We start from the raw sequence: 16,580 nt of genomic DNA, 5'->3' as shown, positions 1-16,580 counted from the left end.
TGTCTTTCCCCTGTTCAGGTGCCTCTATCGAGGCCGTGGCGGACGCGGCCGACGTCGCAGAGGCTGATCAGGCGGCCGCGATCGATCGCAGAGTCAGGAGGGCGGAGCGGATGGAGTCGCCGAGGCTCGACGGGATGTCGACAGGCTCCCCGCTGCCGGTCGGCTCGTCCGCGATCCAGCGCTCGAAGCCGATCTTGAAGACGGCGACCCCGGCCTCCGCGGCGAGGCTGGCGGTGGGCTCCCCTACTCCGCGATCCCGCAGTGCGTGCGCGGCCGCTGCGGCCAGGGCGGCGAGCTTGAGCAGCTCACGCTCCTGCAGGCTGGCATTCGCCGCGATGGCAGTCTGACGCAGCTGCGAGTACTCGCGTCGCTGCCCGATGATCTCGCCCGTGGCCGCCATGGCCTCGCCGACGATCTCGAGGGCTGTGAGATCCATGGCCGCCGAAGCGATGTGCTCGACCACGGTCGCCTGGAGGACTGCGGTCCCCTCGAAGAGCACCTCTCGCTTGTCCGCGAAGTAGCGGAAGAAGGTCCGCTCGGTCACGCCGGACCGCGCGGCGATGTCGGCGACGGTGGTCTGCTCGTAGCCATGCTCGACGAAGAGCTCCAGCGCGGCGGCCTGGAGGCGTCCCTTCGAGTCCGGCTCCCAGCGTCCCATCCCTCGATCCTATCGAGCGCGGGAACGCCGATGACAGCCCCTGACATGGGGTGATAGCGTGATGTCATCTTCTGACATGGATGAGAGAGGTCGGGAGCATCCCGGCACTGCGAGAGGACACGAACATGCGCGTATTCGTCACCGGAGCATCTGGCTGGGTAGGCGCTGCGACCGTTCCCCATCTGCAGGCCGCCGGCCACACGGTGACCGGACTCGCACGCAGCGATTCGTCGGCGAGTGCGCTCCGCGCCGCCGGGGTCGAGCCGATCCGCGGCAGCCTCGATGACACGCACGGTCTGGCGAAGGCGGCCGCGGAGTCGGACGGCGTTCTCCACCTCGCCTTCATGCACGACTTCTCCGACTATGCGGCATCTGGCCGCGCGGAGCATGCCGCCGTCACCGCCATGCTCGAGGCCTTGGAGGGGTCGGACCGACCCTTCCTGCTCGCATCCGGCATCGCGGGTCTGACCCGGGGGCGCGCGGCCACGGAGCAGGACCGCTCCCCCGCCCGCGGACCCGAATCTCCTCGTGGCGGCAGTGAGAACCTCGCCCTCGACTACGCCGAACGTGGTGTCCGCACGGTCAGCCTGCGCTTCGCACCGACGGTGCATGGTGAAGGCGATCACGGCTTCATGGCTACGCTGGCCGGCATCGCCCGGGAGACGGGGGTCGCGGGCTACATCGGCGACGGCTCGAATCGGTGGGCTGCCGCCGCGCGGGACGACATCGGACGCATGAACGCCCTCGCCCTCGAGTCGGCTCGCCCAGGAACAGCCATGCACGGCGTAGCGGAGGAGGGTATTCCCACTCGCGAGATCGCCGAGGCGCTCGGCCGCGCGCTCGGCGTGCCCACTCGATCGATCCCCGCACAGGATGCCGAAGCCCACTTCGGCTGGATGAGCCGATTCTTGGGCGGAGACCTGGTGGCATCGAGTTCCCAGACTCAGCGGCTGCTCGGCTGGAAGCCGAACGGACCGAGCCTGTTCGGTGACATCGAGGCAGGCTTCTATACGCCGTGAGAGTCCGGGATCCTGAGGATGAGCTCCCTCTATCAACTCGATCCGCTGTGCACTAGCCCTGCCGTTTCGTCGGAGTTATCGTTAAAGAGACGCCCCCAGACCCCGGGCTCGCCCATCGGTAAGCGGGATCAGAACGGGGTTGTGGTGGATCGCATTCATGTCGGCGCAGGGTTCTCCTTCGTCACCGCGGAGCGGGTGGCGCTCGCGGTGCTGGAATACTCTCGGAGGCTCTCGGAACGGGGCATGTTCGAGACTCTCGACGTCCCCATCCGTCGCGAGGACGGTCGCCGCGGCAGAGTGTCGATCCTGCTCGGCCCCACCGTGCCGCTCGTCTGCGAGTCGATCGAGCCGGCGATGCAGCGGGTCGATGAGGACGACTGGACGTCGATGCTGGAGCAGGAGACCGCGGACCTGCGCCACCTGTCTCCCGCCGAAGCACTGGACCTCGACGGACCCGACCACGTCATCAGAGATCTCGAGAACCTCTTCGACCTCTGAGGTCGTCGCGCCGGCCGCCCTGTTCGCGCGGTGGCCTGGATCGGATCAGAAGATGAGCGTGCGGTCCACGAGTCCCTGGGCGACCTCGCGCAGGGTGAGCCGGTTCGATCGGGCGTAGCGCCGCAGAGTCGCGAACGCGTCGTCCATTCCCAGATCGTGGGTGTGTGCGAGCACGCCCTTCGCCTGCTCGATCACCACCCGCGAGTCGAGGGCGTACTGCAGCTGCTGCCGCACCGCGTCCCCCTCACGCAGACTGCGCTCGTGCAGGATGCCGATGGCGGCCATATCTGCCATCGCCTGCGCCGCACGCAGGTCACGCCTGTTGAGCTCGCCTGGCTCGCGACGGAAGAAGTTGAGGGAGCCGATCACCTCGTCCCGAAGCCGCAGAGGCACCGCGATGGTCGAGAGGAAGCCTGCGTCGATGGACGCGATTCGGAACTCACCCCACGCGTCGGCGTCTGTGCGGAGGTCGGGCACCGCGACGATCTTGCCGGTCCGGAAGCTCTCGATGCAGGGACCGGACTCGGCGCTGAGGGCGATGGTCTCGATGAGAGCCCCCGCCTCACTGGTCGACGCGAGCAGGTCGAGCTCTCCCCCGTCGTCGGCGAGGAGCAGTCCGGCGTCATCGACGTCGAACAGCGAGGTCGATGTCTCGACGAGCATCTGGACGAGATCCACGACGTCGTAGCCGACCACGAGGGTGTCGGCGAGCGTCGCGAGGGCGTCCAGCAGGATCGCCTCGCGGGAGACCTCCGTCACGCGGGGTCCTCCGCCACATCGGATCCGTCGTCGCCCAGACGATCGTTGCCGGTGGAGCCGTCGGCGGACGGATCCGCGCGGGGGACCTCCGACTCGGCCGGCTCGGCGGAGGGAGACTGGGCGCGCGCGGATTCCCCGCGTGAGCCGGCGGGGGGCGCATCCGTGGAGCGATCCTCGATGAAGCCGGAATCCATGGAGAACACGGTGCGGCGCTCCACGATGTCGGTGGCCACCTCGGTCATCGGGCGGTTCTCGGAGAATGCCTGGCCCTGGATCAGCAGCTCCGCATCCTCTGCCGAGACGCCGAGCTGCGCGATGACGAAACCGGTCGCCTGGTGCACGATGCGCCGTGAGAACCGGTCGCCCTCAGCGGGTTCTGCGATCCCGGCCGTGCGGATGGCGCGACGGAGAACGTGGCGGCTGACGACAGCCGCGAGCTGCTCGGCTCGGGCGGCGTCCTCCCGGGCCAGCTCGCCGGCAGCGTCGCGGTAGAGGTCGATCGCGCCGAAGCGGAGCGGACCGACCATCAGCGGAAAGGCGAAGAGGGCGGCGACGGGCTCGCGCTGCATGGCGCCGAGGAAGGCCGGCCAATGCCGCACTGGCCGCCCCAGCAGGTCGGGCTCGAGGATCGGACGAGCGGATTGGATCGCATCCCAGCAGGGACCCTCGCCGAGATCGAACTGCAGCTCGTCGATCCGGGCGGCACGGCGATCGCTGGCATCGAGGGTCCGCGTGCCGAGCAGCGAGCCGATGGTGGACACCGATGCGCCTGTGACGGGAATGGCGTCGAGGAGCGGAGCGGCCAGACCGACGCTGTCATCTGCTATTGCGGCGATCGCCTTGGCGGCGGCCGCGAACCGGTCAGGCACCGAGACTCCGTGTGCACCTCATCGCTTCAGGATATCCACTCGCGCCCCCGCCGCCAGTTCGACCGTCCGCCGGAGGTGCGCATGCCGCCCCCTTCCGAGCCGCTGTCCTGACGCCGAGCCGCTGGGCGGGGCGTCAGTGCCAGAAGTCCTCGTGGTGCACACGCGCCTCGTGGGCGATGGACGGGCCCGCCACCTCCACGGCTCGGCTCCCCCGCGCGAACACCTCCCGGCTGGGCAGCAGCAGGGTCGGATTGTCGGGGTGCGAACCGGTGATCTCGTAGAGCTCCTCCTCCGACATGGCGTAGACCATGCGGCCGATGCCCGCCCAGTAGATCGCGCCCGAGCACATCGCGCAGGGCTCGCAGCTCGTGTAGAGGGTGCTGCCGCGCAGCTCTTCCGCGGTGAACCGCTGGCTGGCCGTGCGGACGAGGTTGGTCTCGGCGTGCCCGGTCGCATCGGACAGGGTGTTCACGGTGTTCTCGGCGTCGAGCACCTGCGTGCCCGTCGCATCCACCAGCACCGCCCCGAAGGGATGGTTGCCGTTCGCGACGGCGCTCCCCGACAGCGCGATGGCGGCCCTCAGGAACGTCAGATCGGATTCGGTCACGTTCGGGTCGGTGGGAGCCATGCGTCCATTGAACAGCACCTCACCGATGGGCTCAGCGGCGGGCCGGCTCAGCGAGCGGGATGCTCAGCGGCTCGCGTGGCTCTCCACCTCGGCGGCGAGCGCCTCGATCTCGTCATCGTCGAGGAAGATGTCGAGGGCGAGCAGCCGCTCCTGCAGCACCTCCGAGACGTCGGTGTCGACGCGGCCGAACTGGATGTCCTCGCGGAGCTCGGTCAGCACCGCCTGCAGCCGAGGATCGCTGTGCACCTGGGCGCGCTCTCCGGTGGCGGTCCGGGGGAAATCGGTCATGGCCGATTGTCCCGCTCGGGTCGGCGACGCGCTACAGCACGGTCGGTTCTCTCAGCCACCGGATCCATCCCCGCCCGCCATGACGTCCACGGACGTCGCGGATCCGCTCGCGGGGTCGGGGTCGGCGACGAGGTGCGTGCTGAGGAAGCGCACCATGGAGCCGATGAGCAGCGCTCTGCTCTCTGCGCGCCGGTACTCGTGGCCCTCGCCGGCGAGCTCGAGGTATTCGACCGGCCGGCCGCGCTCCTCGAGGGCGGCGACGATCTGGTGCGCCTCGCCGATCGGCACGTTCGTGTCGTACTGCCCGTGCGCGACGAGCAGAGGCACGTCGATCGCGTCGACCTGCGACATCGGCGAGATGCGCTCCAGGAGGGCGCGGTCGCGCTCGGGGTGCCCGTACTTCGACACGGCGGCCGCCGCGATCCACGGCTCCGTATCCCGGTAGAAGGTGACGAGGTCGGACATCCCGCAGATGTCGATGCCCGCCGCGAACTCGCCGGGGAAGAAGGCCAGCGACGCCAGCGTCAGGTAGCCGCCGTAGGAGCGGCCCGTGACAGCGATCCGATCCTCCGCGGCGATGCCCTCCTCGACGAGGAACTCGCGCGCGGCGAGCACATCGTCGAAGGCGTGCTGACGGAGGTCGACGTCGTCGGCATGCACGAAGTCGCGGCCGAAGCCCGAAGAGCCCCGGATGTTGGGGGCGAACACCGTTATTCCCGCGGCCGCGATCGCCTGATGCTGCGGTGCGAAGACCGGCCGCTCCTGAGACTCGGGGCCACCGTGCAGGCTGAGGATTCCCGCACCCGGCTCCTCGCCCTCGGAGCCGGCGGCACGGTAGAGCCATCCGGTGAGCTCCAGGCCGTCCCGTCCGCTGAACCGCTCGAGGGTCGGCACGACGAGCTCGTCCTCCGGCAGCGGGGCGACATGCGTGACGGGCGTCCATTCCTGGCTCGCGGTGTCGAGCAGCCACAGCTCGCGCGGACGCTTCGGGCCTTCGACGCCGAGCAGGACGGATCGGCCGTCGCGGCTGAGCACGGGCGTGGTGGCCACCAGCCCGGGAAGGCCGGACACCGGCGTGCGGACCCGGGTGGCGGTGTCTACGAGTTCGAGCTCGCTGGACCCGGCCACGTTCCAGACCAGCAGCAGCAGCCGACCCGCATCGTCGGCGTCGACCGCCTCGAGCTCCGCGTCGTCGCGGGCGGCCCAGGTGCGCGGCTCGCCGCGGTAGCCGTTGGGGCCGAACGGCACCCCGATCAGCTGGCGGCGCGGGAGCCCGACATCGGAGGCGAGGTAGACGAAGAGCGGGCTGGTGTCGCCCTCGGGTGCCGGGCGGATCAGCGCGGTCTCGGTCGACCCGGTGGCGCCGTGCGGAAGGAGCAGGAAGTGCTCGTCGGCCAGCCGGTCGACGACGGAGCAGAACTGCTGGCCCCGCTCGCCGTCGCAGACGACGATGAAGCGCTCCTCGAGCGAGAGGTCGAGCACGTGGATGAGCTCCCCCGCTGCGAGCGGATCCAGCCGTCCCGTGGCGGGGTCGGCGAGGAAGGAGCGCGCGGTCGGCGCATGCTCCGTCGGCGGGAAGGTGACGACCACCCGATGGCCGCTGCGAGCCCACGGGCCGAGCTCGGCGTGCTCGTGCTGGTCACCGGCGATCCGCCGTGCCTCGGTGCCATCGGGGTGCACGACCCAGACCTGGGTGCGCACGCCGCCGTCGGTCGCGACGGTGCAGGCGAGCCAGCGGCTGTCGGCCGACCAGGAGACGTTGATCACCGGATCGCCGTTGAGCTCGATCATCCGAGCCTGCAGCGGCTCTCCCGCCTGGTCGGCGGCCGATTCGTCGCGCTCGTGGATGTGATCCAGCTCCTGCACCCAGAGCTGCGGCACTCCCGTGCGGTCGCTGATGAACGCCACCCGGCGTGCGTCCGGAGTCATGGTGGGGCCCCAGCTGCCCCAGGCGGCGGCTAGGGTCGCGCCGAGCGCGGAGGCGCGCGCGTGCGGGGCTGCATTTCCGTGCGGCCCGCCGGCACGAATATCGGTGCCGTTCGCCTCGATGTCGTTCGCTTCGGTGGCTGCCTGCACCTGGCCCGTCAGGGTCGGTGCGGCGGGAGTCGTCGTCAGGGTCACAGCCATGGGTGGGTGTCCTCCTTCGTGATGTGGGCCCGAGCCGGCGATCGGCGTCTGCTGGTGGGCGTCAGGCGATCGGCGACGGCAGGGGCCGCGGATCAGCGGATGTCGTTGGCCTGCAGCCACATCTCCAGCAGGGCGAGCTGCCAGAGGGCGTTGGAGCCGAGGTTGGTGCGCGTCTCATTCGGCAGGGCCAGCATCGCCTCGATGGCGGCCGGCTCGAAGATGCCCCGCGCGACCGCCGCAGGATCCGTCAGCGCCGCGGTGACCCGATCGAGATAGGGGCCCTCGAGCTGACGGATGGCGGGCACCGGGAAGTAGCCCTTCGTCCTGTCGATGACCTCGTCGGGCACGATGCCGCGGCTGGCGCGCTTGAGCACTCCCTTACCGCCGTCCGACAGCTTCAGCTCGGGCGGAATGCGCCCGGCCAGCTCGACGAGCTCGTGGTCGAGGAACGGAACGCGGGCCTCGAGCCCCCAGGCCATGGTCATGTTGTCGACGCGCTTGACCGGGTCGTCGACGAGCATGATCGTGGTGTCGTTGCGCAACGCCGCGTCGACGGCGGTCGTCGCACCCGGGCGACCGAACTGCTCGCGGATGAAGGCGCTCGGCGCATCGTCCGCGATCAGCCAATCGGCGGAGACGAGCCCGCGCAGCTCGGAGAATCGCCGATCGAAGAACACCCGCGAGTACGCCTCCACAGCATCCGCGCGCGGCTGGTCGGCGAGCGGCGGATACCAGTCGTAGCCGCCCAGCACCTCGTCGGCGCCCTGACCCGACTGGACGACCTTGACGGTCTTGGCGACATCCTCGCTGAGCAGATAGAACGCTACGGCGTCGTGACTGACCATCGGCTCGCTCATCGCGGCGACCGCGCCGTCGATCCCCGGAAGCAGGCGGGAGCTGTCGATCTTGATCCGATGGTGATCGGCGCCGAAGCGCTCGGCGACCAGCGTGGAGTACTCGAACTCGTCGCCCGACTCCCCGCCTGCCGCGTCGAAGCCGATGCTGAAGGTCTTGAGGTCCGTCTGGCCGAGCTCGGCCAGCAGCGCCACGACGAGGCTCGAGTCGATGCCGCCCGACAGCAGCACGCCGACCGGCACATCGGCGACCATCCGGCGCTCGACCGCAGTCCGCAGGCTCGCGAGAAGGGCGTCCTCCCAGTCCCTCGAGGTCCAGTCGCTCTTGGACTCGTCGCGGGTGAACTCCGGCACCCAGTACACGTGGTCGCGGCTGCTGCCGTCTGGCTCGATCATCCGCACCGTCGCCGGCGGCAGCTTCTTGACCCCGTTGAGGATGGTCCGCGGGGCGGGCACGACCGAATGGAAGGTCATGTAGTGCGCGAGGGCCTCGCGGTCGATCGAGGTGTCCGTGCCACCGCCCGCGAGCAGCGCGGGCAGCGTCGACGCGAAGCGCAGCCGATCCCGGGTCTCGTCGAGGTAGAGCGGCTTGATGCCGAGCCGATCCCGGCCGAGGATCGCCCGGCCGCTGGCCTGCTCGACGATGACGAAGGCGAACATGCCGATGAAGTGATCGACGCAGTCGGTCCCCCACTCGGCGTAGGCCTTGCCGATCACCTCGGTGTCGGAGTGCGAGAAGAAGGTGTGGCCCTTGGCCTGCAGCTCGGTGCGCAGCTGCTCGTAGTTGTAGATGCAGCCGTTGAACACGACGCTGAGGCCGAGCGGGGCGTCGATCATCGGCTGCGATCCTGCCGCGCTGAGGTCGATGATCGACAGACGGCGGTGGCCGAGACCGACCGGCCCATGGGTCCAGATGCCGTCGCCGTCGGGGCCGCGGTGCACCATGCAGGCGCTCATCCGCGCGATGTCGCCGGCGTCGACGGATCGTCCGTCGAAGCGCAGCTCTCCAGCGAGTCCGCACATGGCTCAGGCTCCGTCCGGGTTCGTGGTGTCGGCGTGCTGCGCAACGTCGGAGAGGATCCAGGTGTCCTTGGCTCCGCCGCCCTGGGAGGAGTTGACGACGAGGCTGCCTTCCGGAGCGACGCGGGTGAGTGCGAGCGGAGCCAGCTGAGCCTGCCCCTCCCCCGTTCCGGTGAGGAAGACGAACGCGCGCAGGTCGACGTGGCGCGGGCCGAGCAGCTGGCCGCTGAAGGTCGGCAGCGAGGACAGGGTGACCACCTCCTGCGCGATCCAGTTCTCGGGATGGTCGGCGATCTCCGCACGGCGGGCCGCGACGGTCGCCGCCGTCGCGGCGGGGCCGATCAGCACCCCGCGACCGCCGTAGCCGTCCACGGGCTTGGTGACCAGCTCCCCGACTCTCTCCAGCACTCCGCGGCGCTCGGCCGCGTCGCTCGTGCGGTACGTCGGCACCGATTCGATCAGCGGCCGCTCGTCGAGGTAGTAGCCGATCAGCTCGGGCACGTAGCAGTACATGGCCTTGTCATCGGCGACGCCGTTGCCGGGCGCGTTCGCGAGCACGACTCCCCCCGCCGCGGCGACGTCCATGATGGCCTCGCCGATCCGCATCCCGCTCTTCGTGCCGATGTCGACGAGCTCGCCGTCCAGCCGCAGGTAGAGCACGTGGATCCGCTCGCGCGTCCCCGCATGCCGCACCACTCCGCCGTCGGCGAGCAGATCGTCGGGGCCGACCAGCAGCAGGTCGGCGGTGTTGGCCAGCGTCCGATGCTCGAACCAGGCGGGCGTGCCGACGCCGTCGGAGAAGAGTGCGACCACCGGCTCGGAGCTGCTGTCGCTGCCTCCTGTGCGGTCGGCGTGCGCGACGAGCGTCTCTCGAAGCGACAAGACGGCCAGGTCGGGGTCGATCAGCCCGGCGGGCCGCGGCAGATCGGGCAGGACCGCGTCCATCAGGTGCCGGGTCGCCGTGGCGAAGGCGAAGCCGCTCGGTGTGCGGACGTTGTCCTCGAGCACGCGCCAGCCGCCGAACTCGTTGCGGATCAGGTCGAAGCCCATGATCGGAGCTCGAACCGCGCCGCTCGGGAGTCGGGTCGCCTCTTCGCGCCACCCTGTGCCGCCGACCACCTGATTCTCGGGCACGATGCCGTCTCGGACCGCTCGGCGCTCGCCGTAGACGTCCTGCAGGAACGCCTCGATCGCCCGCGCGCGCTGGGTGAGGCCGGCTGACAGCTCGTTCCACTCGTATGCGCTGATCACGCGGGGCATCAGGTCGACGGGGAAGCGCAGCTCCTCGCCGTGCACGGTGAACGTCATGCCGTGCTCGTCGATCCAGCGGTCGCGCTCGCGCTGCTTCTGCTCGATGCCGCTGTAGCCGAGCTGCCGCCAGTAGGCGACGAGGTCCTGGTAGGCGGGGCGCGGCTGCGCGCCGGGGCCGACCGCCTCGTCTCCGGCGCGGACGGCATAGCGCGTGAGGGCCGGGATGGCGGGAGGCGGGCCCGAGGCGGGCCCGTGGGTCTCGCGGACGACGTGCTCGACGACGTCGTCGAGTTCGCCGCGCTCCGCGAAGATCGCCCTCTGCCGGTCGGCCGACGAGCCGCGTGCGAGCACGGCCCCGGCGAGCTCGGAGACCTCCTCCCAGTCCCCCAGCTCCTCGAGCTGCGGGCGGAGGCGGTCGAGGGTCGCCTGCACGGCCTCGGCGGCGACCATGGGTTTCGGGTGATCCGAGGCGTCGAGCAGCTTGCCGCGAAGCCCGCTGCGGGCCGCCTGCCACATGGCCGCCCGATGGATCGGCGCGGGCAGCGGCAGATAGGGCCGACCTGCCTCGATGTCGAGCTCCGCCGCGCGTACCGCCGCACGGAAGACTCCGGCGATGAGGATCGCGTCGTCGACGATGGGGCAGGCGTCGCAGACGCGCAGTTCGAGGGTCGGCGCATGGGACGACGGTCGGATGTCGAAGTAGGCCATCTTCGAGTCGGCGATGACGCCGGTCCCGATCAGGTCGGAGAGAAGCTCGTCGTAGGCGGCCGCGGAGGCGAGCGGCCCGGTCGCGCCGGCGCTCGGCCAGCGCTGCCAGATCAGGCTGCGGATGCTGGCGTAGCCGGTGTCGCTGCCGTTCCAGTACGGCGAGCTGGTGGAGAGCGCGAGCAGCACCGGGAGTTCGCGCTCCACCCGCTGGGCGATCTGCACGGCGACCTCACGGTCGGCGACTCCGACGTGGATCTGCAGCCCACAGATGAGCTGCTCATCCACCAGGAGTCGGTACTGCTCCTGCATCCGGCCGAAGCGGCCCGTACTGGTCAGCTCGAAGTCCGCGAAGACCGACCGCGGGGCCGTTCCCACCGCTGCGACGCCGAGGCCGACGGGTTCGGCCACGTCCACCACGCCTTTGCGCAGGCGGAGCAGCTCGCCGCGGAGCGCGTCGAGGCTGCGGACGACCTCGGTATTGGTCTCGACCGTGGTGCGCTGCAGCTCCGCGCCGTACGACTCGGGAGGCAGCTTGGCGAGCAGCTGAGGTGCCCGCGCGGAGAGCTTCCAGCTCTCGAGGTCGATGAGGTGGAGCTCTTCTTCCGCACCGAGGGTCAGTTCCGCGCTCACATTTCAACCCTAGGTGCGCCCCCTGGGCGCTCCGCGGCTGGGCCGTTCTCTTCACGCGGTCGTAACAAACCCCACACAAATGCCGCCAACCCGCCTCGGTACCTGAGCCGGGCGCGAAGCGCCCGTGTCGAAGCCCTCCGCCGAGGGTCGCCTCAGTCTTCCAACCAGTGCGGTCGACCGCGGCGCATCTCCCATGGCGCCTGGCCGCGCCCGTTCGGATTGGCTGAGCCCGGGTCCTGCACCGACGGGCGGTAGCCCTTCCGGCTCTGCGCAGGGAGGCCATCGAAGCGACCGTCGATGATCGCCTTCTTCTTCGCCCGAGACCATCCCTGTACCTGCTTCTCGAACAGATACGCCTCTTCGACATTGTCCGATTCGAAGGATGCGACGAGTGTGACGGGCGGGCGGGTCTTCGTGTAGGCGGCGCCGAGGCCGCGTTCATGATCGAAAAGGCGCTGGTCGAGATCGCGGGTGCTGCCGACGTGGTAGCTGCCGTCGGAGCACTCGAGGATGTGGGTCCAAGCCATGGGGCCGAGTGTGCTCGACGACCAGAGCTGCGGGGTGCCGGAATCCGGATCGGTGGACAACTTCGTCGTACGCGCAGGTGTGAGCGCCGGCGGTCTTGGTCGGCTGGGCTTCGACACGGGCGCTGTGCGCCCGGCTCAGCCACCGGGGCGTGTGGGAGTACTTGCTCCTTCGGTGGCTGAGTAGTGCCCCCGCCGGAGGCAGGGCCGTATCGAAGCCCGGTTGCACGGGGAGATCGGTGGGTGGGCTTCGACACGGGCGCTGTGCGCCCGGCTGCGGGAGTACTTGCTTCTCCGGTGGCTGAGTAGTGCCCCCGCCGGAGGCAGGGCCGTATCGAAGCCCGGTTGCACGGGTGAAGCGGTGGGTGGGCTTCGACGCGGGCGCTGTGCGCCCGGCTCAGCCACCGGGGCGCGCGGGCGTGCGTGCTTCTTCGGTGGCTGAGTAGTGCCCCCGCCGGAGGCAGGGCCGTATCGAAGCCCGGTTGCACGGGTGAAGCGGTGGGTGGGCTTCGACACGGGCGCTGTGCGCCCGGCTGCCGGAGTACGCACTTCTTCGGTGGCTGAGTAGTGCCCCCGCCGGAGGCAGGGCCGTATCGAAGCCCGGTTGCACGGGCAAAGCGGTGGGTGGGCTTCGGCGCGGGCGCTGTGCGCCCGGCTCAGCCACCGGGTGTGCAGGAAAGCACCTCGTCATCTCGAGGCCGGCACGGCCACCTGGGACCGAGGTTCGGAGGTTCCGCGGCGCTCGATGACGAGCGTCGCGGACCCGATCCTCCGGTGAGCTCCCGACGGGAGGAGCGGGGCCGGTGAGCGGGACCCGACGCCTCGCTCACCTGGGGAAGTACCTGCGGCCCCGCGGGCTCACGGGAGATACTCTGCCCCGGCGGGCTATCAGGACGGCAAGAGCAGTCGAAGATGGAGCCATGAGCTCAGATGCCGCAGTCCACGACGCCGACCGCCGCATCCGACCGGCGCTCGCGGCGACTCGGCGCCAGCTCATCGTCTCCCTCGTCATCGCCATCCTGCCCGGGCTGTCGCTGTCACTCATCGGCCTCACCCATCCGATGTACCTGACGGACGACAGCGCGATGCAGTGGCGCGGACTGCACGTCGTGACTCTCCCGCTCTTCCCGCTGCTCGCGCTCGCCCCGTGGTGGATCGCGCGGACGCACTCTCCCGTCCTCGCCGTGGTGACCGGCCTGCTCGGCTACGTCTTCGCCGCCGGCTACACCGCCCTCGATGTGCTGGCGGGGATCGGTGCGGGCGGACTGCAGCTCGACAACGGGGGCTCGGGCAAGGGCGTGCTCTACGACCTTGCCGATGCTCTCGCGACGCCCGGAACCATCGCGCTGCTGCTCGCGGCGATGATTGCGGCCAGCGTCGTGCTCTTCCGCGCCCGATCCACGCGCGCGCGGCTGCTCGGCGTGCTCGGCGGCGTGCTCGTCGTGCTGGCCGCGATCTCGTTCGTAGACAGCCACATCTACTGGCCGCGCGGTGGACTCACCATGCTCGCCTTCGCCGTCGGCTGGGCGCTGCTCGTGCTCGCCGAGCGGCCACGCGCTTCGGAGCCCGCGGCGTGAGGACCCCCTACCCTCGACGGCCCCTGTCCTACTCCCCCGTCGGAGCGACCCGATCCGCCGACTTCGAGAGCAGCTCGATCCCCGGGTACCGGTCGATCGCGCGCACCGCGCGCGTCGGCTCGGGGCAGGCGGATTGGGATGAGGCGAGGCGGCAGGTCTTCGCCTGGGCGCTGCAGACACGGGCCGGCATTCGCCTGCGAGGTCCGCTCGGCGCACCGCGTATTCCGCTGCAGGACGGCGACCTCATCCAGCTCCGGTTCGGCGTCGGACGCCTGGCCTTCCGCTTCCCTGCCGTGGTCGTCTGGACCGTGGACGAGCCGCACCTGGCCGGCTTCGCCTACGGCACCCTGCCCGGCCACTCGGAAGCCGGAGAGGAGGCGTTCCTCGTCGAGCGCCGCGCCGACGACTCGGTGTGGGTCGTGATCAGGGCCTTCTCCCAGCCGTCGAACCTGTTCTGGAAGCTCGTCGATCCAGCCCTCCGCATCGTGCAGCGGATCTTCACCGATCGCTATCTCCGCGCGCTGAGGCGCTAGCTGGAGAATCGCCGTCGCGGAGTTCGACGCACCTGGGGCTCAGGACGGCAGTCGCTTCCAGCGCGAACCTGGGCCCTTGGTGATCCACCACTCCGTCACCTCGGCGCTCGCCGCCGTGCTGGCCGCGACGTGCTCGCCGATCTGCCGTGCGAGATCGTCCTCGTCCGCCGAGAATCGGACAGTGATCCGCGCCTGCCCGCCGACCAGGTTGACGCTCGAGGCTTCCAGCGTCGTCAGAAGCGCTGCCGCGTCCGCTGCTCGCGGCTCCAGCTCGTCGGGGCGCACTCCCGGTGCGAGGCGGCCGATCGCCATGATGACCCGGTAGGACGGCACCGCTGTCGCATTCCCCTCGGCGTCAGCCGGCGATGCGTGCGGACGACGCCGAGACCGGCCCGGTGGGCAGCAGCGCGGCGGCGCCCGGCGCGGCGAGGGTGAGCACGGCGCGGACGATCCTGTGGCTCTCCTGCAGCCGCTCTTCTAGCGCGTTCAGCCGGACGGCGACATGGACCTCGTCGTCATTGCCCGCCAGGTCGATCGCCGCGACGACGAAGACCCTGCTCGGCCCGACGTACTCGATGTGCAGGTAGCTGACGAGGACGATCTCCTCCATGTCCAGGAGCCGAGTGAGCGCGGCGTTGCGGACGCGCGGGTCCACGGCCTCGCCCACGATGAACCGCTGGTTCTGGCGGATGAGCACGATCGCGATGACCGCGAGCAGCAGGCCCACGAGGATCGACGCGACTGCGTCCGGCACACCGGAGCCCGTGAGCTGGTGGAGCAGGATGCCGACGAACGCGATCACGAGGCCGATCAGGGCGGCGGCGTCCTCGAAGAAGACCGCACGGACCGTGGGATCCGAGGTGTTGAGCACGAAGTCGAGCACCTCGGAGTCGGTGTCGGTCGCGCCAGATCGGACCTGCCGAAGAGCCTGGAGGAAGGAGACACCCTCCAGGACGAAGGCGATGCCGAGCACGATGTACGAGACCGCGAAGTCGCTCGCCGGCTCCTCGTCGACGAGCTCCTGGATGCCGTGCATGATCGAGACGATCGAGCCGACGGTGAACAGCCCGAACGCCGCGAAGAGCGACCAGACATAGGCGTCGCGCCCGAAGCCGAGCGGATGCCGCTCATCCGACGGACGCACCGCGCGCTTCCCGGCGATGAAGAGGAACACCTCGTTGCCGGTGTCCGCCCAGGAGTGCGCCGATTCGGCGACCATCGACGCGGAGCCGGTGATCATCGCCGCGACGGTCTTGGCGACCGCGATCAGCGCGTTGGCGGCGAGCGCGATCAAAACGGTGAGGGTGGACTCGCCACCCGCGGACTTCTTGTCGTCAGCAGAGGGGGCGGCGGTCGTCACCCTCTCAGTGTGGCCCCTCGTCGGATCACTTCTTGCGGATCACTTCTTGCGGAGCGACTTCGCCGAGGTGGTCCGGTTCGCCTTCTTGATGGCGGTCACCAGCTGCGGCTTCTTCATGGTCGTGCGCCCCTTGATGCCGAGCCGCTTGGCGACCTTCACCAGGTGGTCCTTCGACGCATTGGCGTCGACCCCCTCGGCGGACTTCGCCTTCGTCGAACGCCCGCCGGCGGCCTTCTTGTCGGAGGGGCCCTTCTGGAACTTCTTCTCCCAGTGGTCGCCGACCTTCTCGAAGCTGTGCTTGAGCGAGGCGAGGGCGGTGCGGTGGGCGCGCTCGCCGTCGCCGTACTCCTTGACCGCGGACTTCAGCGTCTCTGAGTAGGTGTCCTGCGCCTTCTTGGGCGACCGGCGGATAGTGGAGGGGAGCTTCTTTCCAGGCATGAGACCAGCTAACTCCTGGTCAGAGGGCTGATCAATGGAGATTTCCTGAGAAGCGCGGCGGCTCCGCTGCGCTCAGCGGCTGCTCTTGCGGCCGAAGATCGCGCCGTAGATGAGCAGGACGATGATCGAGCCGCCGATGGCGAGGGCCCAGGTCTGCAGGGAGAAGAAGTCCTCGAGCGGTGCATCGAACAGCAGTCCGCCGAGCCAGCCTCCGAGGAAGGCGCCGAGCACGCCGAGGATGAGGGTGACGAACCACCCTCCGGCCTGCCTGCCCGGGATGATCAGCTTGGCGATGGCGCCGGCCAGCAGGCCGAGGATGAGGAAGCCGAAGAAGCCCATGGTGTTCCGTTCGTCAGGAGCGCGCCGGCGCGATCGTCGCCGACAGCTGCGCGCTCGGGTGGTCTCCCCCGAGCCTGGCATTCATTCCGGATCGCTCAGCGCCGCCACGCCTTGGGCCGCCACGCCTTGCGCCGCCTCGCCATGCCCCGGTGCGGCGAGAGCGGTGATCCGCCGCTGACGCATCGCGAGGAACAGCGGGAACATGCAGGCGAACGCGGTCACGCCGGACAGGACGATGTACAGCCAGGCGTGACGCATGCCCAGCCGGCGCGCTTCGAGGACGATGAACGCGCTGCCCGCGACAGCCGCCACGAGCAGATCGACCGTCAGCGATGACACCGATGGTCCGCTGTTCACCCAGTCGCCGACGAAGTCGCGCATCTGCACGATGGCGAGCGCGTTGAAGCTCCAAGTGCCGACGAGCCCGATGATGCTGAGGACCAGGAAGACGACGGCTGCGGGACTCCAGTGCTGCTTCCAGCTGTTCGACATGCCCCAGT

At 69.8% G+C, this 16,580-nt stretch carries 18 protein-coding genes; 4 read left to right on the top strand and 14 right to left on the bottom strand.

From position 1 onward, the window contains the following. Nucleotides 1–67: 67 nt before the first annotated feature. Nucleotides 68–658: a TetR/AcrR family transcriptional regulator gene (locus E6C64_RS03250; protein WP_136426161.1), complete on the bottom strand. Its 591-nt coding sequence runs from the start codon at nt 656–658 to the stop codon at nt 68–70. A gap of 125 nt (nt 659–783) precedes the next feature. Here E6C64_RS03250 and E6C64_RS03245 point away from each other — a divergent pair, with 125 nt between their 5' ends. Together E6C64_RS03245 and E6C64_RS03240 are read left to right on the top strand one after the other, a co-directional pair. Beyond that, nucleotides 784–1,677 (top strand): SDR family oxidoreductase, encoded by an 894-nt coding sequence (locus tag E6C64_RS03245; RefSeq protein WP_136426160.1) that lies wholly within the window; start codon nt 784–786, stop codon nt 1,675–1,677. 243 nt (nt 1,678–1,920) lie between these two features. Continuing rightward, nucleotides 1,921–2,175, top strand: coding sequence for a hypothetical protein (locus E6C64_RS03240; protein WP_136426159.1), 255 nt, complete (start codon nt 1,921–1,923; stop codon nt 2,173–2,175). Between the two features lie 45 nt (nt 2,176–2,220). On the opposite strand, the gene E6C64_RS03235 is transcribed toward E6C64_RS03240, so the two are convergent. From E6C64_RS03235 to E6C64_RS03200, 8 genes are all read right to left on the bottom strand, one after another. Beyond that, entirely contained in the window at nt 2,221–2,934 is a 714-nt protein-coding gene (locus E6C64_RS03235) for a GAF and ANTAR domain-containing protein (RefSeq protein WP_136426158.1), read from the bottom strand. After that, nucleotides 2,931–3,803 carry a GAF and ANTAR domain-containing protein gene (locus tag E6C64_RS03230; RefSeq protein ID WP_233255425.1) on the bottom strand — a complete coding sequence of 291 codons (873 nt, stop codon included), beginning with the start codon at nt 3,801–3,803 and terminating at the stop codon, nt 2,931–2,933. The genes E6C64_RS03235 and E6C64_RS03230 overlap by 4 nt, the downstream gene beginning before the upstream one ends. A gap of 133 nt (nt 3,804–3,936) precedes the next feature. Further along, entirely contained in the window at nt 3,937–4,431 is a 495-nt protein-coding gene (locus tag E6C64_RS03225; RefSeq protein ID WP_136426157.1) for a nucleoside deaminase, read from the bottom strand. A gap of 63 nt (nt 4,432–4,494) precedes the next feature. Then, a complete protein-coding gene (locus E6C64_RS03220; RefSeq protein ID WP_136426156.1) occupies nt 4,495–4,719 on the bottom strand; it encodes a hypothetical protein in 225 nt (74 codons plus the stop codon). Between the two features lie 51 nt (nt 4,720–4,770). Then, entirely contained in the window at nt 4,771–6,846 is a 2,076-nt protein-coding gene (locus E6C64_RS03215) for a S9 family peptidase (protein WP_136426155.1), read from the bottom strand. A 92-nt stretch (nt 6,847–6,938) separates the two neighbouring features. Then, complete coding sequence (locus tag E6C64_RS03210) at nt 6,939–8,723, bottom strand: N-acetylglutaminylglutamine amidotransferase (protein ID WP_136426154.1); 1,785 nt, start codon at nt 8,721–8,723, stop codon at nt 6,939–6,941. Between the two features lie 3 nt (nt 8,724–8,726). Then, complete coding sequence (locus tag E6C64_RS03205; RefSeq protein ID WP_199240939.1) at nt 8,727–11,309, bottom strand: carboxylate--amine ligase/circularly permuted type 2 ATP-grasp protein; 2,583 nt, start codon at nt 11,307–11,309, stop codon at nt 8,727–8,729. 152 nt (nt 11,310–11,461) lie between these two features. After that, nucleotides 11,462–11,836 (bottom strand): GIY-YIG nuclease family protein, encoded by a 375-nt coding sequence (locus E6C64_RS03200; protein WP_136426153.1) that lies wholly within the window; start codon nt 11,834–11,836, stop codon nt 11,462–11,464. 917 nt (nt 11,837–12,753) lie between these two features. Between E6C64_RS03200 and E6C64_RS18875 the strand changes: the two genes are divergently transcribed. Continuing rightward, nucleotides 12,754–13,410 carry a hypothetical protein gene (locus E6C64_RS18875; protein ID WP_158437722.1) on the top strand — a complete coding sequence of 219 codons (657 nt, stop codon included), beginning with the start codon at nt 12,754–12,756 and terminating at the stop codon, nt 13,408–13,410. Further along, a complete protein-coding gene (locus tag E6C64_RS18870) occupies nt 13,407–13,943 on the top strand; it encodes a DUF1990 domain-containing protein (protein WP_158437721.1) in 537 nt (178 codons plus the stop codon). Before E6C64_RS18875 ends, E6C64_RS18870 begins: the two co-directional genes overlap by 4 nt. A 39-nt stretch (nt 13,944–13,982) precedes the next feature. On the opposite strand, the gene E6C64_RS03190 is transcribed toward E6C64_RS18870, so the two are convergent. From E6C64_RS03190 to E6C64_RS03170, 5 genes are all read right to left on the bottom strand, one after another. Next, nucleotides 13,983–14,255 (bottom strand): hypothetical protein, encoded by a 273-nt coding sequence (locus E6C64_RS03190; RefSeq protein WP_233255424.1) that lies wholly within the window; start codon nt 14,253–14,255, stop codon nt 13,983–13,985. Nucleotides 14,256–14,298: 43 nt separating this feature from the next. After that, nucleotides 14,299–15,303 (bottom strand): cation diffusion facilitator family transporter, encoded by a 1,005-nt coding sequence (locus E6C64_RS03185; protein ID WP_136426151.1) that lies wholly within the window; start codon nt 15,301–15,303, stop codon nt 14,299–14,301. A gap of 39 nt (nt 15,304–15,342) precedes the next feature. Continuing rightward, nucleotides 15,343–15,741, bottom strand: a complete 399-nt coding sequence (locus tag E6C64_RS03180; protein ID WP_136426150.1) for a ChaB family protein — start codon at nt 15,739–15,741, stop codon at nt 15,343–15,345. A gap of 72 nt (nt 15,742–15,813) precedes the next feature. Then, nucleotides 15,814–16,080 (bottom strand): GlsB/YeaQ/YmgE family stress response membrane protein, encoded by a 267-nt coding sequence (locus E6C64_RS03175; protein WP_136426149.1) that lies wholly within the window; start codon nt 16,078–16,080, stop codon nt 15,814–15,816. 81 nt (nt 16,081–16,161) lie between these two features. Continuing rightward, a complete protein-coding gene (locus E6C64_RS03170) occupies nt 16,162–16,572 on the bottom strand; it encodes a DUF2834 domain-containing protein (protein ID WP_136426148.1) in 411 nt (136 codons plus the stop codon). Nucleotides 16,573–16,580: the final 8 nt, after the last annotated feature.

This window comes from Naasia lichenicola (assembly GCF_004801885.1).
GTDB classification, from domain to species: domain Bacteria; phylum Actinomycetota; class Actinomycetes; order Actinomycetales; family Microbacteriaceae; genus Naasia; species Naasia lichenicola.
The sequence above is the reverse complement of the archived record's forward strand: the minus strand, read 5'-3'. Positions and strand labels throughout refer to the sequence as shown.